This is a genomic window from Pseudoalteromonas sp. SW0106-04 (genome assembly GCF_001293805.1).
Classification (GTDB): domain Bacteria; phylum Pseudomonadota; class Gammaproteobacteria; order Enterobacterales; family Alteromonadaceae; genus Pseudoalteromonas; species Pseudoalteromonas ruthenica.
Genome location: NZ_BCAI01000012.1, coordinates 35,708 through 56,541 on the forward strand (window position 1 = coordinate 35,708; position 20,834 = coordinate 56,541).

Genomic DNA, 20,834 nt, shown 5'->3' on the forward strand with positions numbered 1-20,834 from the left:
CCACGATTTGTGTCTTCAATGTTGTGCTCATGCACAGTAATGCCGATGCACTTGAGCGCATGACATGCACCAAAAAAAGCCTGCGCCCGCGTAGAATAACCGCGAATTGCCACCTCGGTGTGGCTTGGCAACTCGCCTGCGAGAGCACGCTATAACAACGTCTGACCCATATCATTCAATTTGCAAAGGGAAACGCTTCACTCATGCGTCGTTATTCTATTACTACTGTATTACGTCCAGTTACACTGGTGTTCAGCTCTTTATTATTGTTAAGTGCCTGTGAGCAGCCAGCACAACAATCTCAAGGGGGCATGCCTAATGCCCAAGTCGAAACCATTACCGCCAAAGCGGTGGATGCGCCTTTTATTATCTCTGTACCAGCCACGGTATCAGGCTCTAAAGAGGTGGGGATACGTGCTCGGGTCAGCGGCGTGCTGGAATCTCGAAACTTCTCTGAAGGTCAAACGGTCGATGCCGGCCAATCCCTGTTCACCATTGACCTTGCCCCCTACCAGCTCGCTTATGAGCAAGCCCAAGCGGCTGTCAATGCCGCACAAGCGCGGTTAGAACAAGCGCAGCGAGAAACCAAGCGACTGAAAAAATTACGCGAAGACAAATCAGTATCACAGCGCGATTACGATAACGCCATTTCCAGTGTCCAAATCGCCACTGCTGATTTACAAGCCAGCAAAGTGCAGCTGCGTGAGGCAAAATTAAACTTGGACTATGCCCAAGTCAAAGCTCCCGTTGCCGGGGTGATGGGCCGAGAATTAGTATCTGAGGGAACCTTCGTGCCAGGGCCTGAGTTACTGCTGACCTATATTACCGAATTAGACCCAGTCAGAGTGCGTTTTGGCCTCTCAGAACGTGAGCAACTGATGATGCGTCAAGCGCAGAAAAAGGGTGAATTGAGCTTACCTGAAGATGGCCAATGGCAAACGCGCCTGCGTTTGCAAGACGGCAGTGAGTACCATCACGGTGGCGAGGTTAACTTTACTGATGTGCGCATCAATCCTAATACCGGCACCTCAGAGTTTCAGGCTATTGTGCCAAACCCTGAGTTTAGTTTGCGCCCTGGTCAGTTCGTGCAAGTAGAGCTTATCGGCGCGGTGCGTAACAACACCTTCGTGGTGCCCCAACGTGCGGTGTTGGATAATGGTACCGGCAAGTTTGTGTATGTTGTGGGCAAAAATGAACAAGGTGCAACCATCGCTCGTCCCGCTCCTGTGCAAGTAGGCGAATGGTATCGTAAACAAAATGGTGACAAGACTGAGAACCTATGGATTATTCGCAGCGGCATTAATGCCGGAGATGAAATTGTTGTCGAAGGCATGGCACGCATTTTCTTCCCAGGTATGCCCATTACCGTGTCTAATCAGCAACAGCAGGGATAAGCAGCATTATGTTTTCTCGTTATTTTATTGATAGGCCGATTTTTGCTTTTGTGATCAGCATTGTCATTGTCCTTGCCGGTTTAGCTGCCATGCGTGCCCTGCCCATAGCTCAGTATCCGGAAATTGCCCCTCCTGTGGTGCAAGTCACAGCCAGTTATCCTGGCGCTTCCGCCGAAGTTTTGGAGCAAACAGTGGCGGCGCCGATCGAAAATGCCATTACCGGTGTTGAGGGCATGATGTATATGTCCTCAACCTCCAGCAGCGCCGGCGCAACCACCATTGAGGTGACCTTTGAAATCGGCACTGATGTCGACCAAGCCGCTGTGGATGTGAACAACCGCGTGAAACAGGTGGAAGCTCGCTTACCGGAGGAGACTCGACGGCAAGGCGTGGTGGTGCAAAAGGGCTCGTCGAGCTTTTTGCAAGTGCACGCGTTTTACTCCCCTGATGGGTCACGCTCGTCATTGTGGACGTCGAACTATGTCACCCTTAACATTCTCGATCGTATTAAACGCATCCCTGGCACTACCAATGTACAAATATTTGGCGCTAAAGATTACGCCATGCGTATCTGGTTACGTCCTGACTTAATGAGCCAACTGGGCGTTACCGTGGATGAGGTGGCTAATGCGATTCGGGTGCAAAACTCGCAATATGCAGCGGGTAAAATTGGTGCGACCCCGACTTCCAAGTCACCGCAATCTTTGGTTTATAGTGTCACCGCACGCGGGCGCATGTCTGAGCCACAAGAATTCGAGAATATCATTGTTCGCTCGAACCCTGACGGCAGCAGCTTACGCCTTAAAGACGTTGCTCGAGTTGAGCTCGGCTCCAAGGACTACAACTTTAACGGCACCGTCAATGGCAAAGAAGCGGTGCTGTTGGGAATATTTCTGCAACCCGGCGCCAACGCGCTGGACGTAGCCAAAGAAGTCAACGGCGTGATGGCTGAGTTCAAACCGCAGTTCCCTACGGGTCTTGAGCATGTGGTCTCTTACGACACCACCCGCTTTGTCGAGGTGTCCATTCGAGAGGTGGTAAAAACCCTGGCCGAAGCCATGTTATTGGTATTTCTGGTGGTGTTCTTATTTTTACAGAACTGGCGTGCCACACTTATCCCTACGTTAGCGGTCCCGGTCTCGTTATTAGGCACCTTTGCTGGCATGTATATGTTGGGTTATTCCATCAATACGCTGACGCTATTTGGCATGGTGTTATCTATAGGCATTGTGGTTGATGACGCCATCGTGGTGCTTGAAAATGTTGAGCGCATCATGCACGAAGAGCATGTCAGTGCTCACGAAGCAGCTATCAAGGCGATGCGAGAGGTTTCTGGGCCAGTGGTAGCCATTGTGTTGGTGCTGTGTTCAGTGTTCGTGCCGATTGCTTTTCTGGGTGGGCTAACCGGTGAACTTTTCCGCCAATTTGCGATTACCATCTCTATCTCTGTGAGTCTCTCTGGTGTGGTTGCGTTAACCATGACTCCGGCGCTTTGTGTGATGATTTTAAAGCATGAGCATAAACAAACAGCCGGTTTCTTCATTTGGTTTAATAAGTTCTTCAGCGCGGTGACCCATAAATATGTGGGCGCCGTTGGGTTTATGGTGCGTCGTGGCGTGCTTGGGCTGGTGTTAATGATAGCCATGGTCAGCGCAACTGTTGGCATTTGGCAAAAAACGCCGAGCTCCTTGGTACCCGATGAAGATCAAGGCTTCTATATTGCCGCTGTTTTTCTACCGGATGGTTCATCACTAGAGCGCACCGCAGCGGTGGTTGATGAAGTAGTCGCGGCGGTTAAATCCAACCCCGCCAACGAAAATGTCGCTGCTTTTACTGGCTTTGACTTTATCGGGGGCGGCTATAAAAACTCCGCCGCAACCTTATTTGTTACGCAAACCCATTGGGATGACCGCGAGGTCGATACTAAGGCCTTAGTGGCAGAGTTGTTTGGCAAAACCGCACACATTAATGAAGCCTTAGTACTGGCTTTTAATCCCCCCGCTATATTCGGTTTAGGCACCACCGGTGGTTTTGAGTTTTACATTCAAAATAAAGGCGCAGGTGGCCCAGAGAAGCTTCAACAAGCTATGCAGCTGGTTATGAGTGAAGCGCAAAAAAGCCCAATTGTCGGCAGCGTGCAAACCTTATGGCGCCCCGATGCTCCACAGCTTAAAGTGGATATAGACCGGGAGCAAGCGCGAGCGATGGGTGTAAACATCAATGATGCTTTCAATACGCTGGCCGGTACGCTGGGTACTTACTATGTTAATGATTTCAATAAGTTTGGACGTGCATGGCAAGTATTAATGTCGGCCGACGCCGAATATCGTATGCAGCCGCAAGACATCGGCCGAATTTACGTCAAGAGTCACTCTGGTGACATGGTCCCGATGTCGGCTTTCACCACGGTGGAATTTACCCGGGGGCCGGATAGCTTGAGTCGTTATAATAATTTACCCGCCGTAAAGTTACTCGGTGAAGCTGCCCCGGGTTACAGCTCCGGACAAGCGATTGCCGAAATTGAACGTATTGCCGAGCAAGTGCTGCCAGCGGGTATGACCTATGACTGGACCGGCACCGCGTTTCAAGAAAAACGCAGTTCTGGCACCACCGGATTAGCATTAGGATTAGCAGTGATCATGGTGTTCTTGATTCTTGCAGCCTTATACGAGCGTTGGTCACTGCCCTTGTCGGTGATGCTGGCTTTGCCTTTTGGCACCTTTGGCGCACTGATTTCAATTTGGGTGGCAGGGCTCACAAATGATGTTTACTTCCAAATTGGTCTGGTCACCCTGCTGGGCTTAGCAGGCAAAAACGCCATTTTGATTGTTGAGTATGCCTTGCTCAAACATCAGCAAGGCTGGAGCGCTGCCGCCGCCGCATTAGAAGCAGCCCGGCTGCGTTTTCGCCCCATAATTATGACCTCATTGGCCTTTATTCTTGGCGTTGTGCCCTTAGTGTTGAGCTCCGGTGCTGGCGCCGGTGCCCGTCATAGTGTGGGAACCGGGGTGATGGGCGGGATGATGGCCGCGACCTTCCTAGCCGTGTTCTTTGTCCCACTGTTCTTCTATTGGCTCACCGAGCGCCGTATTGGTGAAAAGCGCTCACGCCAAGCGCTGAGCGAGGAAATCGCAGCGCAACATAAAAAGGAGCAGGTAGAAACTGACGAAGGCCTACTTTAGCCGCTACCAAAACTGCTCCCAAAGGCGCTGTTATAGCGCCTTTTCTTTTCAAACGTTGCAATGAAAGCTACTATAGAAAAATCAGCAAGTTAAAACTTACTTTCAGCAGTAGGGTAAGGCTTCATGGCAGCGCTGCTCATAGTGCTGTGCAACAATGACTGTGCCGACAAGGTCATTTAAGTAATGTGGTTGAGATAAGTGAGCAACATGAGCAATGAAAAAAGCGAGTTATTCGCCGAGTTTTTTCAAATTCAAGAAAGCGTGAATGTCGTCGTAGAGAGCATAGAGTCCGACCTCGTTCCCACCGATGCCGACGCTCTAGAGCGCGATATCCCGCCGCTTTTTCGCCTCGCCAATGAAGTCAATACGCTCGAACAATCAGCGCTTCGACCGCTGCGGCTGCTCGGTGAAACCGCCAATGAACTCGCCCACTACTTATCACTGCAGTCCCGTAAAATCGATCTCATTCTTAGCCATATTTTGATGCAGGAAAGTACCGACCAGCCCAATGAACGCTGCCAAAGTTACGGAGGCTCAGGGTTTACCTTACGACGTGAACAGCCAATGGAGGTTGGCCAGTATGTGCGGTGTAAGTTGTTTTTAGAGCAAGAGGCCGCCGCCATCTACTGCTATGGCGAAGTCATTGCGGTTGATACCCAGGACGATGGCTGTTTGCACAAGATTCTCTTTGCTACTATTCGCGAGCAAGACCAAGAGCTTCTCGTACGCGCCAGTTTACACGCTCAAACTCGACAACTGAAAAAGCGCCATGAACAGCAACGCGAAAATTAACGCTTAGATACCTACCCGTTTTTGGCGGTGCTCCATGATAATAATTCCGGGCCTTATTTAGCTGACATTCAAGCTGTAAGTGCTAAACTAGCGGCTTGTTTTTCTGTGATTCATTGAAATGACGTTTAGACTCCTCCCTGAGTGGCATCAGCAGGATGCCGTGATGTTAACCTGGCCGCATTCGAATACCGATTGGGCGGCGAATTTGCCAGCTGTCGAGAGCGTGTATTTAGCGCTGTGCGATCATATTAGCCAGCGTCAAAAGCTGCTTATCGTTGTCGACAACGAAGCGCTTGAAGCCCATATCCGGGTGCGATTGACAGCACAGCACACCGATTTGAATCAGGTGCGTTTTGTCCGCGCTCAGTGCAACGATACGTGGGCGCGTGACCATGGCCCACTGACTCTAAGTGATGGCACTGGGCTAAAAGCCCTCGACTGTCAGTTTACCGCTTGGGGCGGTAAATATGCAGCCGAGAAAGACAACGCCATTAACCAGCAAGTATTCGCTCAGGCCCTTAGCGCTCAAGTAAACGTAGAGCGCAGTGAATTTATCCTTGAAGGCGGCGCCGTTGAAATCAACGAGCATGGGGTGCTGTTGAGTACCCGTCAATGTGTTCACAATGAGAATCGCAACCAACAGTTATCGGCCGCACAAATCGACAGCACCTTAGCGCAACTACTAGGAGCACAAAAAATACTGTGGTTAGAGCACGGCTACTTAGCTGGCGATGATACCGACTCCCACATTGATACTTTAGTGCGTTTTGCTCCAAATAATGTGCTGGTATACATGCATTGCGACGACCCTAACGATGAGCACTATCAGGCTTTGGGCGCGATGCGTGAGGAGCTCGTGGCACTAAGAGGGCTCGATAATGAGCCTTACCACCTTATTGCCCTACCCTGGCCCGGACCCATCACCAACGCCGAGGGTCAACGCTTACCGGCCACCTATGCGAATTATTTAATTATCAATGGCGCGGTGTTGGTGCCAACCTATAACGACCCACATGATGCCGTGGCGCTTAAGCAAATCGCCAAGGCGTATCCTGAGCGTGAGGTGATCGGTATCGATTGTCGCGCGCTGATTGAACAATTTGGCAGCTTACACTGTATAACCATGCAACTACCGCATGGCTTTTTGGAGGAACGATGAGCGCCCCAACCCAACAATCATTGCGTGTTGCCTTGGTGCAACAGCAAAATACCGCCGAGCGTGATTACAACCTAACACAGTCTATTAACGGCATTCGTGAAGCAGCCGCGCAAGGCGCCCAGTTGGTGGTCCTGCAGGAGCTGCATACTGGCTTATATTTTTGTCAAAGCGAAGATGTAGAGCAATTTGATTTGGCTGAGACCATACCTGGTCAGAGCACACAAGTCTTTGGCGAGCTTGCAAAAGAGCTCGGGGTAGTGATCGTTGCCTCACTATTCGAGCGTCGCGCCGCCGGCTTGTACCACAACACCGCCGTGGTGCTGGAAACGGATGGCAGTATTGCTGGTAAGTATCGCAAAATGCATATTCCTGATGACCCCGGGTTCTATGAGAAGTTTTACTTCACGCCCGGTGATTTAGGGTTTGAGCCAATAAAAACCTCGCTTGGCACCTTAGGGGTGTTGGTGTGTTGGGATCAATGGTTTCCAGAGGCAGCGCGATTAATGGCCACTAAAGGCGCTGAAATCTTGATTTACCCGACCGCCATTGGCTGGGATAAAAATGATGACGCTGCTGAGCAACAACGCCAGCAAGATGCCTGGGTTATTTCCCAGCGCGCCCACGCAGTAGCCAATGGTGTCTATGTTATCAGTGCCAACCGCACCGGCTTTGAGGCCGATCCAAGCGGGCACAGCGCCGGGATCGATTTCTGGGGTCACTCATTTATCGCCGGGCCGCAGGGTGAGTTACTGGCTAAAGCCTGTGATGATAAACCCGAAGTATTAGTGGCAGAGCTTGATTTACAGCGCGGCGAAAAAGTCCGTCGCATTTGGCCCTACCTACGCGATCGCCGCATCGATCATTATGGTGATTTAACCAAACTTTATCGCGATTAAAACGGAGTATTCCATGCAGTTAGCGCAGTTCATTGAATTGCCTTGGGTAAAGACACAACAAGACAAAATAAAGTGGGGCCAGCTACATGGCAGTGCCCTCGCTCTGAGCATTGGCGAAGCGGTTAAGCAACATCAGCAGTTAGTGGTGTTAGTGACACCGGACACCCCCAGTGCGTTGAAGCTCGAGCATGAATTACATGCGACCTTGAGCCGTGATGAAGTGATGGTGTTTCCTGACTGGGAAACATTGCCTTATGATCATTTCTCACCTCATCAAGACATTGTCTCTACCCGGCTGCATACCCTCAGTCGTTTGAACAATATCAGCCACGGCGTGCTGATTGTGCCCGTTGCCACGCTTATGCTGCGTGCTGCGCCGAAAGAATTTATTTATGGCAATGCCATTGTTTATCAGGTTGGTGACACGCTTAACATCGACAAGTTGCGCAAACAGCTTGATGATGCCGGTTACATCCACACCCAGCAGGTGATGGCCCATGGTGAGTATGCGGTGCGCGGCTCGGTGGTCGACTTATTCGCAATGGGTCAAAACGCGCCTGTGCGTTTTGATTTGTTCGACGATGAAATAGACAGCATGAGTCACTTTGATGTCGACAGCCAGCGCTCTAGCGATAATATAAGCCACATCAATTTATTACCGGCGCATGAATTTGGCACCACGGATAGCGACATTGAACGTTTTCGCATCCAATATCGCGAGGCTTTTGGTGCCAGTGCCGAGCAAGACTCGGTATATATGCAAGTCAGCAAAGGCGCCCTGCCTGCGGGTATTGAGTACTACCTGCCGCTATTTTTTGATCACTTGGGCACCTTATTTGATTATCTACCCGAGCAAGCGGTATTTATGCATATGGGCGATACCCAACATGGTGCCCAGCAGTTTTTAGATGATGTACACAGCCGCTATGAAAGCCGCAAGGTGGACCCTCTGCGACCGCTGTTACCACCTAACCAGCTCTACTTGCCCATTGAAGAGTTGAACCAGCAGTGCAAAGCCTATCCGCGCATTGATTTATCGCAAGCGAAGCTGCCAACCAAAGCCGGCTACTTTAATCTTCCCTGCGAGCCGTTGCCCGAGGTACGCATAGATCATAGTAAGCAGCCTCCCTATGGCGCCTTTTTAGATTATGCCGTAGAGCAAAAGCGCCAAGGCGCGCGTATCGTGCTGTGCGTAGAATCCGATGGCCGTCGTGAAGCGCTACTGACGTTGCTCAAACCCAGCGGCTTGAAAATTCGCGCCTTTGATACCTTGGCACAATGCCTAGACAGCGACGCGGATATTTCTTTACTGGTGGCACCTTTTGAGCAAAGCGTGGTGCTTACTCACAATGCCCGTGTCAGTTTAATCACCGAGCAAGAACTGCTCGGGATCCGCGTATCACAACGCCGCCGCCGTAAACATAAACACCAGGCCAGCAGTGACGCGCTGATCCGCAACTTAGCAGAACTCAAAGAAGGCCAGCCAATCGTCCATTTAGACCATGGTGTGGGCCGCTATGTGGGCTTAGAAACGTTGGACGCAGCGGGTGTTGCCACGGAATTCGTCACCATCATGTATGCCAATGATGCCAAGCTCTATGTACCGGTATCGGCATTGCATATGCTCAGTCGTTATTCCGGGGGAGAGGAAGCCAGCGCGCCATTACATAAACTTGGCTCTGATGCCTGGGAGAAAGCCAAACGCCGCGCTGCCGAGAAAGTCCGTGATGTGGCCGCTGAGCTGCTCGATATCTATGCCAAACGCCAAGCTAAGCCAGGCTATAAGTTTGCTCTCGATGATGCCGGTTATCGACAATTCAGCGATAATTTTGTGTTTGAGGCCACCGACGATCAGCAGAATGCTATTGATGCCGTGCTCAGCGATATGCAAAGCAAAAATGCCATGGATCGCTTGGTCTGTGGTGACGTCGGTTTTGGTAAAACCGAAGTGGCGATGCGCGCAGCCTATACTGCCGTTGCCGATTCTAAGCAAGTGGCGGTATTGGTGCCCACCACACTGTTGGCGCAGCAACACTTTGAGAACTTCCGTGACCGCTTTGCCGACTTCCCTGTGGAAGTCGATATTTTGTCACGGTTCAAATCCACCAAAGAGCAAAATGCCACCTTAGCCAAAATAAAAGATGGCCAAGTCGATATTGTTATCGGCACCCATAAGTTGTTGCAAGAAAACATTAAGTTCGCCGACCTTGGATTACTTATTGTCGATGAAGAGCACCGTTTCGGGGTGCGTCAGAAAGAAAAAATTAAGGCCCTACGTGCAGATGTCGACATTCTCACCCTAACGGCCACGCCAATTCCACGAACCCTAAACATGGCCATGAGTGGCATGCGTGACTTATCCATTATTGCCACGCCGCCAGCCAAACGTTTAGCGGTGAAGACCTTTGTGCGCCAACGAGACGATGACATGATCCGTGAAGCTATTTTGCGGGAAATTAAACGCGGTGGTCAGGTGTATTTCCTCCATAACAACGTTGAAACCATCGAGCGCACTGCCGAGGATATTCGTAAAGTCGTGCCTGAGGCCAGTGTCGCCGTCGCTCACGGACAAATGCGTGAGCGTGAACTCGAAAGCCTAATGAGCGAGTTTTACCATCAACGCTTTAATGTGTTGGTGTGTACCACCATCATAGAGACTGGCATTGATATCCCCAGTGCCAATACCATTATCATGGACCGCGCGGATCGTCTCGGCTTAGCGCAATTGCACCAGTTGCGCGGGCGCGTCGGCCGTAGCCACCACCAGGCCTATGCCTATTTGCTCACCCCGGGTCCTAAAGCGATGTCGAAAGACGCGCAAAAACGCTTAGAAGCCATCGAGTCCCTTGAAGACCTCGGTGCGGGCTTCACCTTGGCCACCCATGACTTAGAGATTCGCGGCGCCGGTGAACTACTTGGCGATGAGCAAAGCGGGCAAATCCAGACCATCGGATTTAGCATGTACATGGAGATGTTAGAACAAGCGGTGGAAGCGCTAAAAAATGGCCAAGAACCCACTTTAGATAAGCTGATTAAATCGCACACCGAAGTTGATATTAAACTGGCTGCGCTATTGCCCAATGATTATATCAGTGATGTTAATCTGCGCTTGGGGCTGTATAAGCGTATCGCCAGTGCCAGTGATTTTGATGCCCTTGATGAGCTGAAGGTCGAACTTATTGACCGTTTCGGCCTACTCCCTGATGCCACCAAGAATTTATTTGCCGTGCAGCAACTGAAAATCCGCGCTGGGGCCTTGGGTATCACTAAGGTTGAGGCCAATCCTAAGGGCGGGTACTTTGAGTTTAGTGAGCAGACCAAGGTTAGCCCCGAATTTATTATTGGTTTAATCCAAGCTGATCCACAGCACTATAGAATGGAAGGCGCCAATCGGTTACGCTTTATGATTGATGAAGCCAATGCTCAAGAGCGCTTAAAACTGATCACCGCAATGATTGCGGATTTCGAAGCCAAGGTAGGAAGTAAATGATAAGAATAATAGCCATGCTGATGGCTGGGTGTTTTAGTAGCCTGAGCTACGCCGCCGATGGGCGCTGGTTCGAAATTGAGGTCTTGGTGTTTAGCCAACCTGATGCGTTAATCAGTGAGACCTTAGCGAATGACAATGCCAAACTCGATGATTATCACAGTAATGACGATATTATCACTGAGGGCTATATCACGACGCTCACCAAGCAGTGTTTAGCGGGGCAGATTGACCCACCCGCTACGCCTGACAAACCTCTGCTCGCAAGTGAAAACCAAGTATCCGCAGCGTGTGAATACAGCAAAGAGAATTTTACCGCACTGACCCGTTTACCTCAGGTCGTCGATGGTGAGGTGCATGAACATACCGATACGCCTTATGTGCTAGCCCAATCGCAATTGCAATTTAGCGATAAGCGTGATCAGCTGGCGCGCATTGGTAGGCAAGTGCTTTTGCACACAGGTTGGCGCTTTCCTGGGCAGTCGAAACGAACGGCCCCTAAATTCCGCTTGTACGGGGGCGAGTTAATCGCTCGAGTGCCAAAAAACGTGCCTAATAGCGCAGATTTTTTGAGCCCAATACGTGCGGAATATAACTTAATTTGGCAGTTAGATGGCTTTTTAAAGGTGCATCTAAACCATTACCTCTATATTACCTCAGCGTTAACATTGCGTCAGACTGGGGATACAGAAACACACTTGAGTGGCGAGTTTTCGCAATTTCGTCGTGTTATTTCCGGCGAAATCCATTATTTTGACCACCCACAACTAGGCATGCTGGTGCAAATAAGGCGCTTTAACCATTAATTCAATGTGAGGAAAAACAATGAAAAAATCTCTCTTTCTCTCTTTAGCCACCGTGTTCACCTTGAGTGGCTGCTCGAAAGTAACGCTGGAAAATTACGAGCAACTGTCTGTCGGCATGGACAAAACCGAAGTCGAAGCCCTGCTTGGAGAAGCTGATGCGTGTGAAAAGAAAGCGCTTCACACTAACTGTATTTGGGGCTCTGAAAGCAAGAATATCCAAATAACCTTAGTTTCCGACAAAGTAACACTCTATTCAGAAAAAGGGCTGTAACAAGGCCACGGCTCACGCACTGGGTGAGCCGATTTTTTCCAGGGCAACTATTTGTGAGCGATTGAGGGTAATTTTATAGCGCTGGGCCTGAGCCTCGTGGTTATCATCACGCGTTACTAGTACTACATTGATTTGATAACGCCTTTCAACGGCATGCTTGCGGATTTTTTTGCCGCTGTACTCATATACCCGCCCTTCCCCTTTACGTAAGTAGCGCACCATCGGCGCCATGCTAATGTTTATGCTCTGGTGCAAGGCATCGTAGCCTGGCATAAAGGTATTCACGGGCACATCACATTCAAAGCGCATATACATCCATTGCGCTGCCTGCTTATTTTGCTGTCGACGCTTAGAGAAGATAGCCGCTATCTCTTTGGGGATCCGCGTTGGTTTTATATATTCCAACCATACCTTTTGTTTCGCCACTTTCACTTTCGTAGTGGAGTTATAAAAAGACTGTAACCATTTAGCACGGCCCATAATAATACGACGCCAAATAATACGCGTGATGTCTTCTTTAAAGATCTCCCTGAGCCCGTAAATGGTGCCTAATAAAGCGACTAAACCGATAGTTACCTGAGTGAAGTTGGTCCGTGCAGTCAGCACCAATAACATGACAAAGGCCATCATAATCGCGGTAACCGAGCCTTTAACAACGCGTCTTAATAAGGTGTTTAAGTTTCTAGTTTCTCGTCTGAGCACCACCCCATGCTCGATTAAGCGTTGCAACAAATGCATTTTATTCGCTAGCCGATTGGGGTCATCCACAGTGGATACAGAGTTATAACGTTTTTGTTCGCGGTAGCCGTTTTCTGCCTCACAAAACTGAAGTAATTGCTTGCGCTCAACACCATGTTCACTGCTTTTCGGTCCTTTATCAAGGAGCTTTAAAATCACTTGCTCAGCGTGCCAACTAAGAAAATTGTCGGCATTGTAAAAAAACGACAACAGCTTTTCCTCTTTGGGCTTATATCGCCGTAAACGCTTTAATAGTCGCTCAGTTTCCTGTTGCATGGCTTGAACACGGATAAAAAATGCATCCGGCTCCTTTATTGCCAGCGCCTCATTGACATCGGTATCTAACGCCAACCTTACTTGATAACAATACAAGTTGAGGTTCTGCCGATAGTCTTGCTCATCACCTCGGTTTTTACTTATAAAACGACTACGCACCAAAGGCAGGTGGATGCCACTGGCGTTATAAGCCATGCGCGTTTTCACATGGTTATGATAAAAGCTTTCTTCACTTAAAGTATTAGGATTGATCCCCATTTCATTGGGAATGCAAAGATACAACTCCACGAGCGAATGAGACTTTGGCAACAGCGATTGACTGATTTGCAGCCTGAGGCCTTCATCTTGTTTGAAGCTAATATGATGATGCAAAGGAGCCGTACCTGAGTTGCTGAATTCAACTTAGTTATACCATTGTTTAGACACATAAAAAATGCCCATCAGCAAGCTGATGGGCATTTTATTACTCGTAGCTTAGCGCAGTTTAGAACTTAACGTTCACACCTGCGAAGAAGCGACGACCTAGTACATCATAAGTGTACGGGTCAGTATTTGAGTCATTGTTACCTGAGTAGTATGGAGGTTGCTTGTCAAACAAGTTGTTCACACCACCTGTCAAAGTAACCATGTCAGAAACGATGTATGAACCGCTTAGGTCATGATAAGTCACACTTGGCGTAGTTGGTGCGTAACAAGCTGCTGGGTCTGCCAAACAGTTTTGGCTATCCATACCGTTAATGTAACGAGCTTGATACTGCATATCCCAGTTATCACCAGCGATGTTTAGAGTGAAGTTAGACTTCAACTCTGCAAAACCACCGTCGCCAGCTGTAATTAAGCCAGCATAATCAGTGATAGTGCCGTCTACTTCAACAACATACTCATCAAGTACAGTTGTATCTAGGCTTGTGCGCCAGTTAAGACCAGCTGCTTCAAACGTGTACGCTAGGTTAATATCGTAGCCAGAAGTTTGCTCTGAGCCGATATTTTGTAGCTGGTTGTTGAATTTAACACGGCCAGTTGAGTCCATAGTAACGTTTGCTGACTGACATAGTGCGCTATTGGCGTTGTCAGTTGTTGCAAGACACTGCTGAAGGATGGTCTCTGAGCTCACGCTAGCAATCGCATTTTCGATTTCGATATCGTAGTAATCGAAAGTCATTGAGAAACCTTCGAACCAGCTTGGCTCGTATACTAGGCCTGCAGTTAGCGTATCAGCTTCTTCAGGAGTCAAGTCTTGGTTACCACCTACAGTTACTTCCGCCTGGTCTTGCGCACCTGGGAAGGTGATCTGCTCGAATGACGGAGAGTTACCAGAGTATAGCTCGTCAACAGTTGGCGCACGGAATGCTGTTGAAACAACACTACGTAGCATTAGCTCTTCGTTGACTTTCCAAGTAAGACCTAGTTTCCATGTTTCATCGCTACCGAACGTGCTGTAGTCGAACGCACGGATTGCTGCGCTTAGGTCAACCATTTCAGCAAAAGGCACGTCTGCAAGAAGTGGTAGAGCAAATTCTACGTACGCTTCGTTTACATCGAATCCACCTGAGGTTGGCTCAACTGGTGGATCGTTGGCCAGACCCTGTGCTGTTAGTGAATCAGGCGTGTACCATGCTTTTTCTTGACGACGCTCAACACCTGCAGCAAATGCTGAGTAACCCGCTGGCATTTCAAACATTTCGCCAGATACAGACGCAGACAAGATGAATAGTTGGCTACCACCGTTGTTTACTTCAGTGTAAACGTTTTTACGGAATTCTTCCGACACCCAAGCGGCTTGATCGATTGGGTTGAAAGTACCTTCAGTGATTTGGTCTTGGATAGCACCCATGTTGTGTAGGTTGCTTAGCTTATCAACTGAGTCGTTACGACCAAAGTTAGCTGATACATCCCATGCGTAATCGCCAATGAAACCTTCCGCACCAATTACGGCACGAACTGTGTCTACAGACTGTTCGAAGAAACGTGCACCAGTATCGCTCATACGGCGGCCGTAAGAGATAGTGTCACCGTATTGGTAATTTGTTTCTTGAGTTACATAGTTACCATCAGCATCTTTATCTAGGTAACCGTCACCATCAAGGTCTACACGCTTGTCATAGCTTTGGCTTAGCAATGCATCGCCCATCGCTTCTGTGTAGTCAAAGTCAAACCATACTGGCTGAGGAGCCATTTGCTGCTCTGACCAACGCTTGGTGTAAGTGAACTCACTGAATAGGCGAGTGTCATCAGTTAGGTCATAAGTAGCGATACCAGTTAAGTTTAAACGCTCCATTGGCGTGTAAAGGTAGCTAGCTGGTGAGTAGTTGTAAGCATCTTCGTTGCCGTAACGATGATATTCACCACCGCGACCGGTTACACCATTGTCGTCAATAAGTGAAACTTCAATGTCTTCGCCTTTAGCGTTAACAGTTTTACCTTTTTCACCATTGCCGTTCCAAATGTGACCACCTTCGTTGTACGAAGAACCTGTGCAATATAAGCCATTTGCACCTTCAGCAAGAGGACAGGTAGAGAAATCGCGATCGCCTTGAGATGCTTCACCACGATCTGTGTATTGCATGCCGATTACAACGTTACCACGGTCAAAAGAACTACCTAGTGTAACGTCGAATGAGCTTTCTTCTGCATCACCTTCACCGCTCATCGCAGTGTTAAGGTTCATGTCTAGACCTTCGAAGTTGTCTTTAAGGATGATGTTAACAACACCCGCTACCGCGTCAGTACCATATACTGCAGATGCGCCATCTTTCAGTACTTCAACTGATTTAATCATTGATACTGGGATAGTGTTAAGGTCAACAGTTGACGCTGCACCAGTACCAGAGTTAATCATACGACGACCATTTACCAGTACTAGCGTACGCTGAGAACCAAGACCACGTAGGTCGATACGCGCGTTACCGCCTGAACCATTGTTGATACCTGGGTTGGTCATGGCACCGCCAGTCGCAGTCATTTTTTGCAAAACGCTGTCGATGCTGGTTGCGCCCATCGCTTTGATGTCATCGGCGCCAATCAATGTAACTGGGCTAGCAGTTTCCATGTCGGCACGCTTGATGCGTGAGCCGGTCACTTGAATTTTTTCAATTGCTTCAGCTGAAGAATCTGCCGCAATTGCTTGAACACTTGAGAACATAGGCAGTGCCGCAGCAACGGCTAGCCCTAGTTGTGTCTTTTTCATATTAAACCCTACTTGTTGAATTTTTACCCATATCGGGCCGATAGCAGTTCATTTTTATATGAAGGTACTGCATAACGAGACGCAACTTAGGACTATTTAAATGAATGATAACTGAATGAAAGATTTAATTTTAACCTAGCTAAGCTATAGGTATATAGATACATTTCCCATGTAAAGAAATGTTATAAATGTATCAACCCACAACCCAGCAAAAGCAGTCCCTCCACCCTACTTTCATACACTTATTTGACTAATGAAACTATGTGTACGCATTTTGTAATTCAATGTAACCGGCGGTAATTGTTTTAACTTAAATGATTATTTACAACCTATACACACAAACTTATTACCCCATTCAAAAACCTCCACTATTTTTTATAAGCGCACAGCGTTCGCGATCGATGTGAGCGTGGTACAAACACTTAACTTGAACGAATTTAATACAGGTTTGGATGATTTTTTATGCACGTTACTTCACAGACACGCAGATATTCCCTGTGCAATAAAGACTTATCGCATCAGCTTATCGACACCGAGTGCGCCAGTGCCTTTGCCTTTTAATATGCTGAGGTCGAGTTAATATGGTGGGGTCGAGGTAAATTGGAAGTGATGAGTTTGCTGTTGAGTGTTTTGTGCAGTTTCAACAACGAGTCGCCAGCGCATTGTTGGTTCACTGCAACTCCCTACTTGAGTGCTTGCAACCCAGGTATCCGCACCTACTTTGTTGAACAAAACCGGGATACGTCCCATGTACATGCCAACACCCTCTAGGTGCGCTTTAACTACTTGAGTGTGCTCAGGCAGTATTAGTTTTATCGCGAACGGGCTCTCAGGGTGAACCTGTTCAGCGCTCAAGGCAAAGGTAATGTTTTGATGTGTTTGCTGCTGATGCTCGCAACAACTGGTATTCGTACTGAGATTTTCTATACTTGTCGTCGAGTCGCTGTCACAACCAGCGATAAGCAATAATGTGCAGAACAGTGCGCCAACACCAGAGCGAAGGGGGTGGCCGCTTGAGTGGTATTTTTTTTCACGCTCAACGCGTGGTGAAGTAATCGATTCTGTCACTGTATTACGTACTTGTAGCTAACACATTATTCGGCTGATGCTTTATTACACCAGAAGTCAGTTAAATTTTCCCCAACTTCTTGGGATAATTTGATTGAAGTCATTATTTTAGCCATTTGCGCTATCTTTTTAAGGTCAAAAATTTTATCATTTCGGCCGAAAATAATAAGCGTGTTTCGAGTGTGTTTTCTGAAATGCTCAAAGTGTTGAGGGTTTTAGATAGCGGGCTTGGAGCACAATCAGTAGGGCCTATTCGCGTAGAATAGGTAATTCATTTCTAATCGCATAATAATGCAGCGGAAACCTGACAATGAGCCAAACAGTAGCATCACAAACTGAGTACAACTATAAAGTTGTTCGCCAATTCGCTATTATGACAGTGATTTGGGGCATCGTTGGCATGAGTGTCGGTGTTCTGATTGCCGCCCAGCTTGCCTGGCCAGCGTTGAACTTCGATACCCCATGGCTAACTTACTCTCGACTTCGTCCGTTACATACGAACGCAGTTATCTTCGCTTTCGGCACCAGTGCCCTTTTTGCAACGTCTTATTACGTTGTGCAACGCACCTGCCAAACCCGTCTTTTCTCCGACAAACTCGCGGCCTTCACGTTCTGGGGCTGGCAACTTGTCATCGTACTTGCAGCAATTACCTTACCTATGGGTATTACTAGCTCAAAAGAGTACGCTGAGCTTGAGTGGCCAATTGATATTCTGATTGCCGTCGTGTGGGTCTCGTATGCCGTGGTGTTCTTCGGCACGCTAATCAAGCGTAAGGTGTCACACATTTACGTGGCAAACTGGTTCTATGCTGGTTTCATTATCACGGTAGCCGTTTTACACATTGTGAACAGCATGGCCGTGCCGGTCTCGCTGACCAAGTCATACTCCATTTATGCCGGTGCAGTGGATGCCATGGTGCAATGGTGGTACGGCCACAACGCAGTAGGTTTCCTACTGACAGCGGGCTTCCTTGGGATGATGTACTACTTCGTTCCTAAACAAGCGGGGCGTCCTGTGTACTCGTACCGTTTATCGGTTGTACACTTCTGGGCACTTGTATCTCTTTACATTTGGGCTGGTCCTCACCACCTACACTACACTGCTCTGCCAGACTGGACACAGTCGCTGGGTATGGTGATGTCGGTGATTCTATTCGTACCTTCTTGGGGTGGTATGATCAACGGTATCATGACCCTGTCGGGCGCGTGGCACAAACTGCGTACCGATCCAGTACTTCGTTTCCTAGTTGTATCGCTATCGTTCTACGGTATGTCAACGTTCGAAGGTCCGATGATGGCTATCAAATCGGTAAACGCCCTATCTCACTACACTGACTGGACCGTAGGTCACGTACACTCTGGTGCGCTTGGTTGGGTAGCGATGATTTCTATTGGTGCAATCTATCACCTAATCCCGGCATTGTTCGGCCATGGTCGCATGTACAGCATCAAGCTGGTTAACACGCATTTCTGGCTACACACTGTGGGCGTTGTACTTTACATCGTTGCAATGTGGATTTCAGGTGTAATGCAGGGTCTAATGTGGCGTGCAGTGAACGAAGACGGCACCTTAATGTACAGCTTCGTACAATCACTAGAAGCGTCTTATCCCTTCTACATCATGCGTTTCCTAGGCGGTGTATTCATCGTAACGGGTATGTTGGTTATGGCTTATAACTGTTATCGCACCATTGCTGCCAAAAAAGGCGCAATCGCTGACGATACACAGGCACAACCAGCTTAAGGGGTAGATGATGAGCAATAAAAACTCTAGCAACAAACACGAAATTGTTGAAAAGAACGTCGGCCTGATGGCCATCCTAACGGTGTTCGCGATTAGCTTTGGTGCGCTTGTGGAAATCACCCCGCTGATGTTCCAAAAAGACACCACTGAGCCTGTAGATGGGCTACGCCCACTCACAGCGCTTGAGCTTGAAGGCCGTGATATCTATGTTCGTGAAGGTTGTTACAACTGTCACTCACAGATGATCCGTCCTTTCCGTGACGAGGTAGAGCGCTATGGTCACTACTCGGTGGCCGGTGAGTCGGTATGGGATCACCCTTTCCAATGGGGCTCAAAACGTACCGGTCCTGACCTTGCACGTGTAGGCGAGCGCTACTCTGACGATTGGCACTACGCCCACCTTATGGACCCACGCGCTGTGGTTCCAGAGTCAAACATGCCAGCTTTTCCTTGGTTGGATGAAAACGTACTTGATGGCGAGTTAACGGCTAAGAAAATGGAAGTATTCCAGGATTTTGGCGTGCCTTATACGGATGAAGACATTCAAGGCGCCAAAGAAGCGGTTCAAGGCAAAACCGAAATGGAAGCCTTAATCGCCTACTTGCAGCAACTTGGCACACACTTGAAGTAATTATTATGGATTACGGCACGTTCAGAGGCATTTTAACTCTGGTAATAATGGTACTTTTTATCGTGATTGTGTTGTGGGCATTCAGTAAGCGCAGTAAGAAGCGCTTCGACGATGCAGCCAACTCGGTGTTTGAAGACGAAAAGAAACACCAAAACACAATCACACATGAGGAAAAGGAGTCTGAGAAATGACTAGCTTTTGGAGTATTTGGGTCATCGTGTTAACAGTGGCCTGTCTAGCTCTCATTTTTGCTCTACTAGTTTGGAACTTGAAAAACTATGTGGGTGTAAAAGAGGGTGAAAGTTGTGGCCACGAATTTGATGGCATTGAAGAGGTGAACAACCCACTACCAAAATGGTGGACATACATGTTCTTCGCCACCTTTATTTGGGCAGTGTTTTACCTGGCTGCTTACCCTGGTTTAGGTAACTTTGAAGGCCTATTTAAGTGGAAAAGCTCGAACCAAGGCATTACGTCTTTAGAAGAGTCAAAGCAAGCCGTCAGTGAAGCCGAAGAAAATGGCTACCGTATTCAGCTTGACGATGAAATTCGTGCCGCTGAAAAACGCTATGGCCCTATCTTTGAGTCTTTTGCTAAGCGTGATGTACTTGACTTAGCAGCGGATGAAAAGGCGTTAGAAATTGGTCAACGTTTGTTCTTACAAAACTGCGCACAATGTCACGGCTCTGATGCGCGTGGCGGTGACGGCTTCCCTAATCTGACCGATAATGATTGGTTATATGGTGGCTCGCCAGATAAGATCAAAGAAACATTACTGCATGGTCGTGTAGCTGCCATGCCAAGCTGGGAAGCTGCATTGGGTGACCAAGGTATCAAAGAGATGACCGCCTATGTACTTAGCCTTTCCGGGCGTACAGTTAACCAAAAAGATGCTGAAGCCGGTGCCGCTAAGTTCGCTATGTGTGCTGCCTGTCACGGTGCTGATGGTAAAGGCTCTGTTGCTCACAACCTACCGTTTGGGGCACCTAACCTTACCGATAACATTTGGTTATACGGTAGTGGCTCTAAGCGTTCAGTAGAAGAGACGCTACGTAACGGTCGCGCCGGTGTCATGCCCGCTTGGAAAGAAATTCTTGGCGAGGACAAAGTTCACCTGTTAACGGCATACGTATACAGCCTGTCTCAGGAAAAATAATCGCTTAGATTAATTGAAATCAAAAAAGCCTCCTAATTTGGAGGCTT

At 48.4% G+C, this 20,834-nt stretch carries 15 protein-coding genes; 12 read left to right on the forward strand and 3 right to left on the reverse strand.

The genetic code is table 11. From position 1 onward, the window contains the following. The first annotated feature begins 203 nt into the window (after positions 1–203). From W04_RS13845 to W04_RS13880, 8 genes are all read left to right on the forward strand, one after another. Positions 204–1,394, forward strand: coding sequence for an efflux RND transporter periplasmic adaptor subunit (locus W04_RS13845; protein WP_053911235.1), 1,191 nt, complete (start codon positions 204–206; stop codon positions 1,392–1,394). Positions 1,395–1,402: 8 nt separating this feature from the next. Continuing rightward, a complete protein-coding gene (locus W04_RS13850; protein WP_053911236.1) occupies positions 1,403–4,576 on the forward strand; it encodes an efflux RND transporter permease subunit in 3,174 nt (1,057 codons plus the stop codon). A gap of 207 nt (positions 4,577–4,783) precedes the next feature. Then, the gene (locus W04_RS13855) at positions 4,784–5,368 is read left to right on the forward strand and encodes a PilZ domain-containing protein (protein WP_053911237.1); all 585 of its coding nucleotides are present in this window, start codon (positions 4,784–4,786) and stop codon (positions 5,366–5,368) included. 118 nt (positions 5,369–5,486) lie between these two features. Further along, positions 5,487–6,527, forward strand: a complete 1,041-nt coding sequence (locus W04_RS13860; protein WP_053911238.1) for an agmatine/peptidylarginine deiminase — start codon at positions 5,487–5,489, stop codon at positions 6,525–6,527. Beyond that, positions 6,524–7,423 (forward strand): carbon-nitrogen hydrolase, encoded by a 900-nt coding sequence (locus tag W04_RS13865; RefSeq protein WP_053911239.1) that lies wholly within the window; start codon positions 6,524–6,526, stop codon positions 7,421–7,423. The genes W04_RS13860 and W04_RS13865 overlap by 4 nt, the downstream gene beginning before the upstream one ends. Positions 7,424–7,436: 13 nt before the next feature. After that, on the forward strand, positions 7,437–10,913 hold the full coding sequence (gene mfd, locus W04_RS13870; RefSeq protein ID WP_053911240.1) for a transcription-repair coupling factor: 3,477 nt from the start codon (positions 7,437–7,439) through the stop codon (positions 10,911–10,913). Continuing rightward, on the forward strand, positions 10,910–11,716 hold the full coding sequence (locus W04_RS13875) for a CsiV family protein (RefSeq protein ID WP_082342242.1): 807 nt from the start codon (positions 10,910–10,912) through the stop codon (positions 11,714–11,716). The genes mfd and W04_RS13875 overlap by 4 nt, the downstream gene beginning before the upstream one ends. A gap of 19 nt (positions 11,717–11,735) precedes the next feature. Continuing rightward, positions 11,736–11,987 carry a hypothetical protein gene (locus tag W04_RS13880; protein WP_053911242.1) on the forward strand — a complete coding sequence of 84 codons (252 nt, stop codon included), beginning with the start codon at positions 11,736–11,738 and terminating at the stop codon, positions 11,985–11,987. Between the two features lie 12 nt (positions 11,988–11,999). On the opposite strand, the gene W04_RS13885 is transcribed toward W04_RS13880, so the two are convergent. From W04_RS13885 to W04_RS13895, 3 genes are all read right to left on the reverse strand, one after another. Further along, positions 12,000–13,373, reverse strand: a complete 1,374-nt coding sequence (locus tag W04_RS13885) for a hypothetical protein (protein ID WP_053911243.1) — start codon at positions 13,371–13,373, stop codon at positions 12,000–12,002. Between the two features lie 112 nt (positions 13,374–13,485). Next, entirely contained in the window at positions 13,486–16,188 is a 2,703-nt protein-coding gene (locus W04_RS13890; RefSeq protein WP_022943668.1) for a TonB-dependent receptor, read from the reverse strand. Between the two features lie 576 nt (positions 16,189–16,764). Further along, positions 16,765–17,256, reverse strand: a complete 492-nt coding sequence (locus W04_RS13895) for a hypothetical protein (RefSeq protein ID WP_053911244.1) — start codon at positions 17,254–17,256, stop codon at positions 16,765–16,767. A 310-nt stretch (positions 17,257–17,566) separates the two neighbouring features. Between W04_RS13895 and ccoN the strand changes: the two genes are divergently transcribed. The 4 genes from ccoN to ccoP are packed head-to-tail and all read left to right on the forward strand — an operon-like array spanning position 17,567 to position 20,787. Then, positions 17,567–19,000 carry a cytochrome-c oxidase, cbb3-type subunit I gene (gene ccoN, locus W04_RS13900; protein WP_022943666.1) on the forward strand — a complete coding sequence of 478 codons (1,434 nt, stop codon included), beginning with the start codon at positions 17,567–17,569 and terminating at the stop codon, positions 18,998–19,000. Positions 19,001–19,010: 10 nt separating this feature from the next. Then, a complete protein-coding gene (gene ccoO, locus W04_RS13905; protein WP_022943665.1) occupies positions 19,011–19,631 on the forward strand; it encodes a cytochrome-c oxidase, cbb3-type subunit II in 621 nt (206 codons plus the stop codon). A gap of 5 nt (positions 19,632–19,636) precedes the next feature. Continuing rightward, the gene (locus W04_RS13910) at positions 19,637–19,822 is read left to right on the forward strand and encodes a CcoQ/FixQ family Cbb3-type cytochrome c oxidase assembly chaperone (protein WP_045978669.1); all 186 of its coding nucleotides are present in this window, start codon (positions 19,637–19,639) and stop codon (positions 19,820–19,822) included. Next, positions 19,819–20,787, forward strand: a complete 969-nt coding sequence (ccoP, locus tag W04_RS13915) for a cytochrome-c oxidase, cbb3-type subunit III (protein ID WP_022943663.1) — start codon at positions 19,819–19,821, stop codon at positions 20,785–20,787. The genes W04_RS13910 and ccoP overlap by 4 nt, the downstream gene beginning before the upstream one ends. The last annotated feature ends 47 nt before the right edge of the window (positions 20,788–20,834 follow it).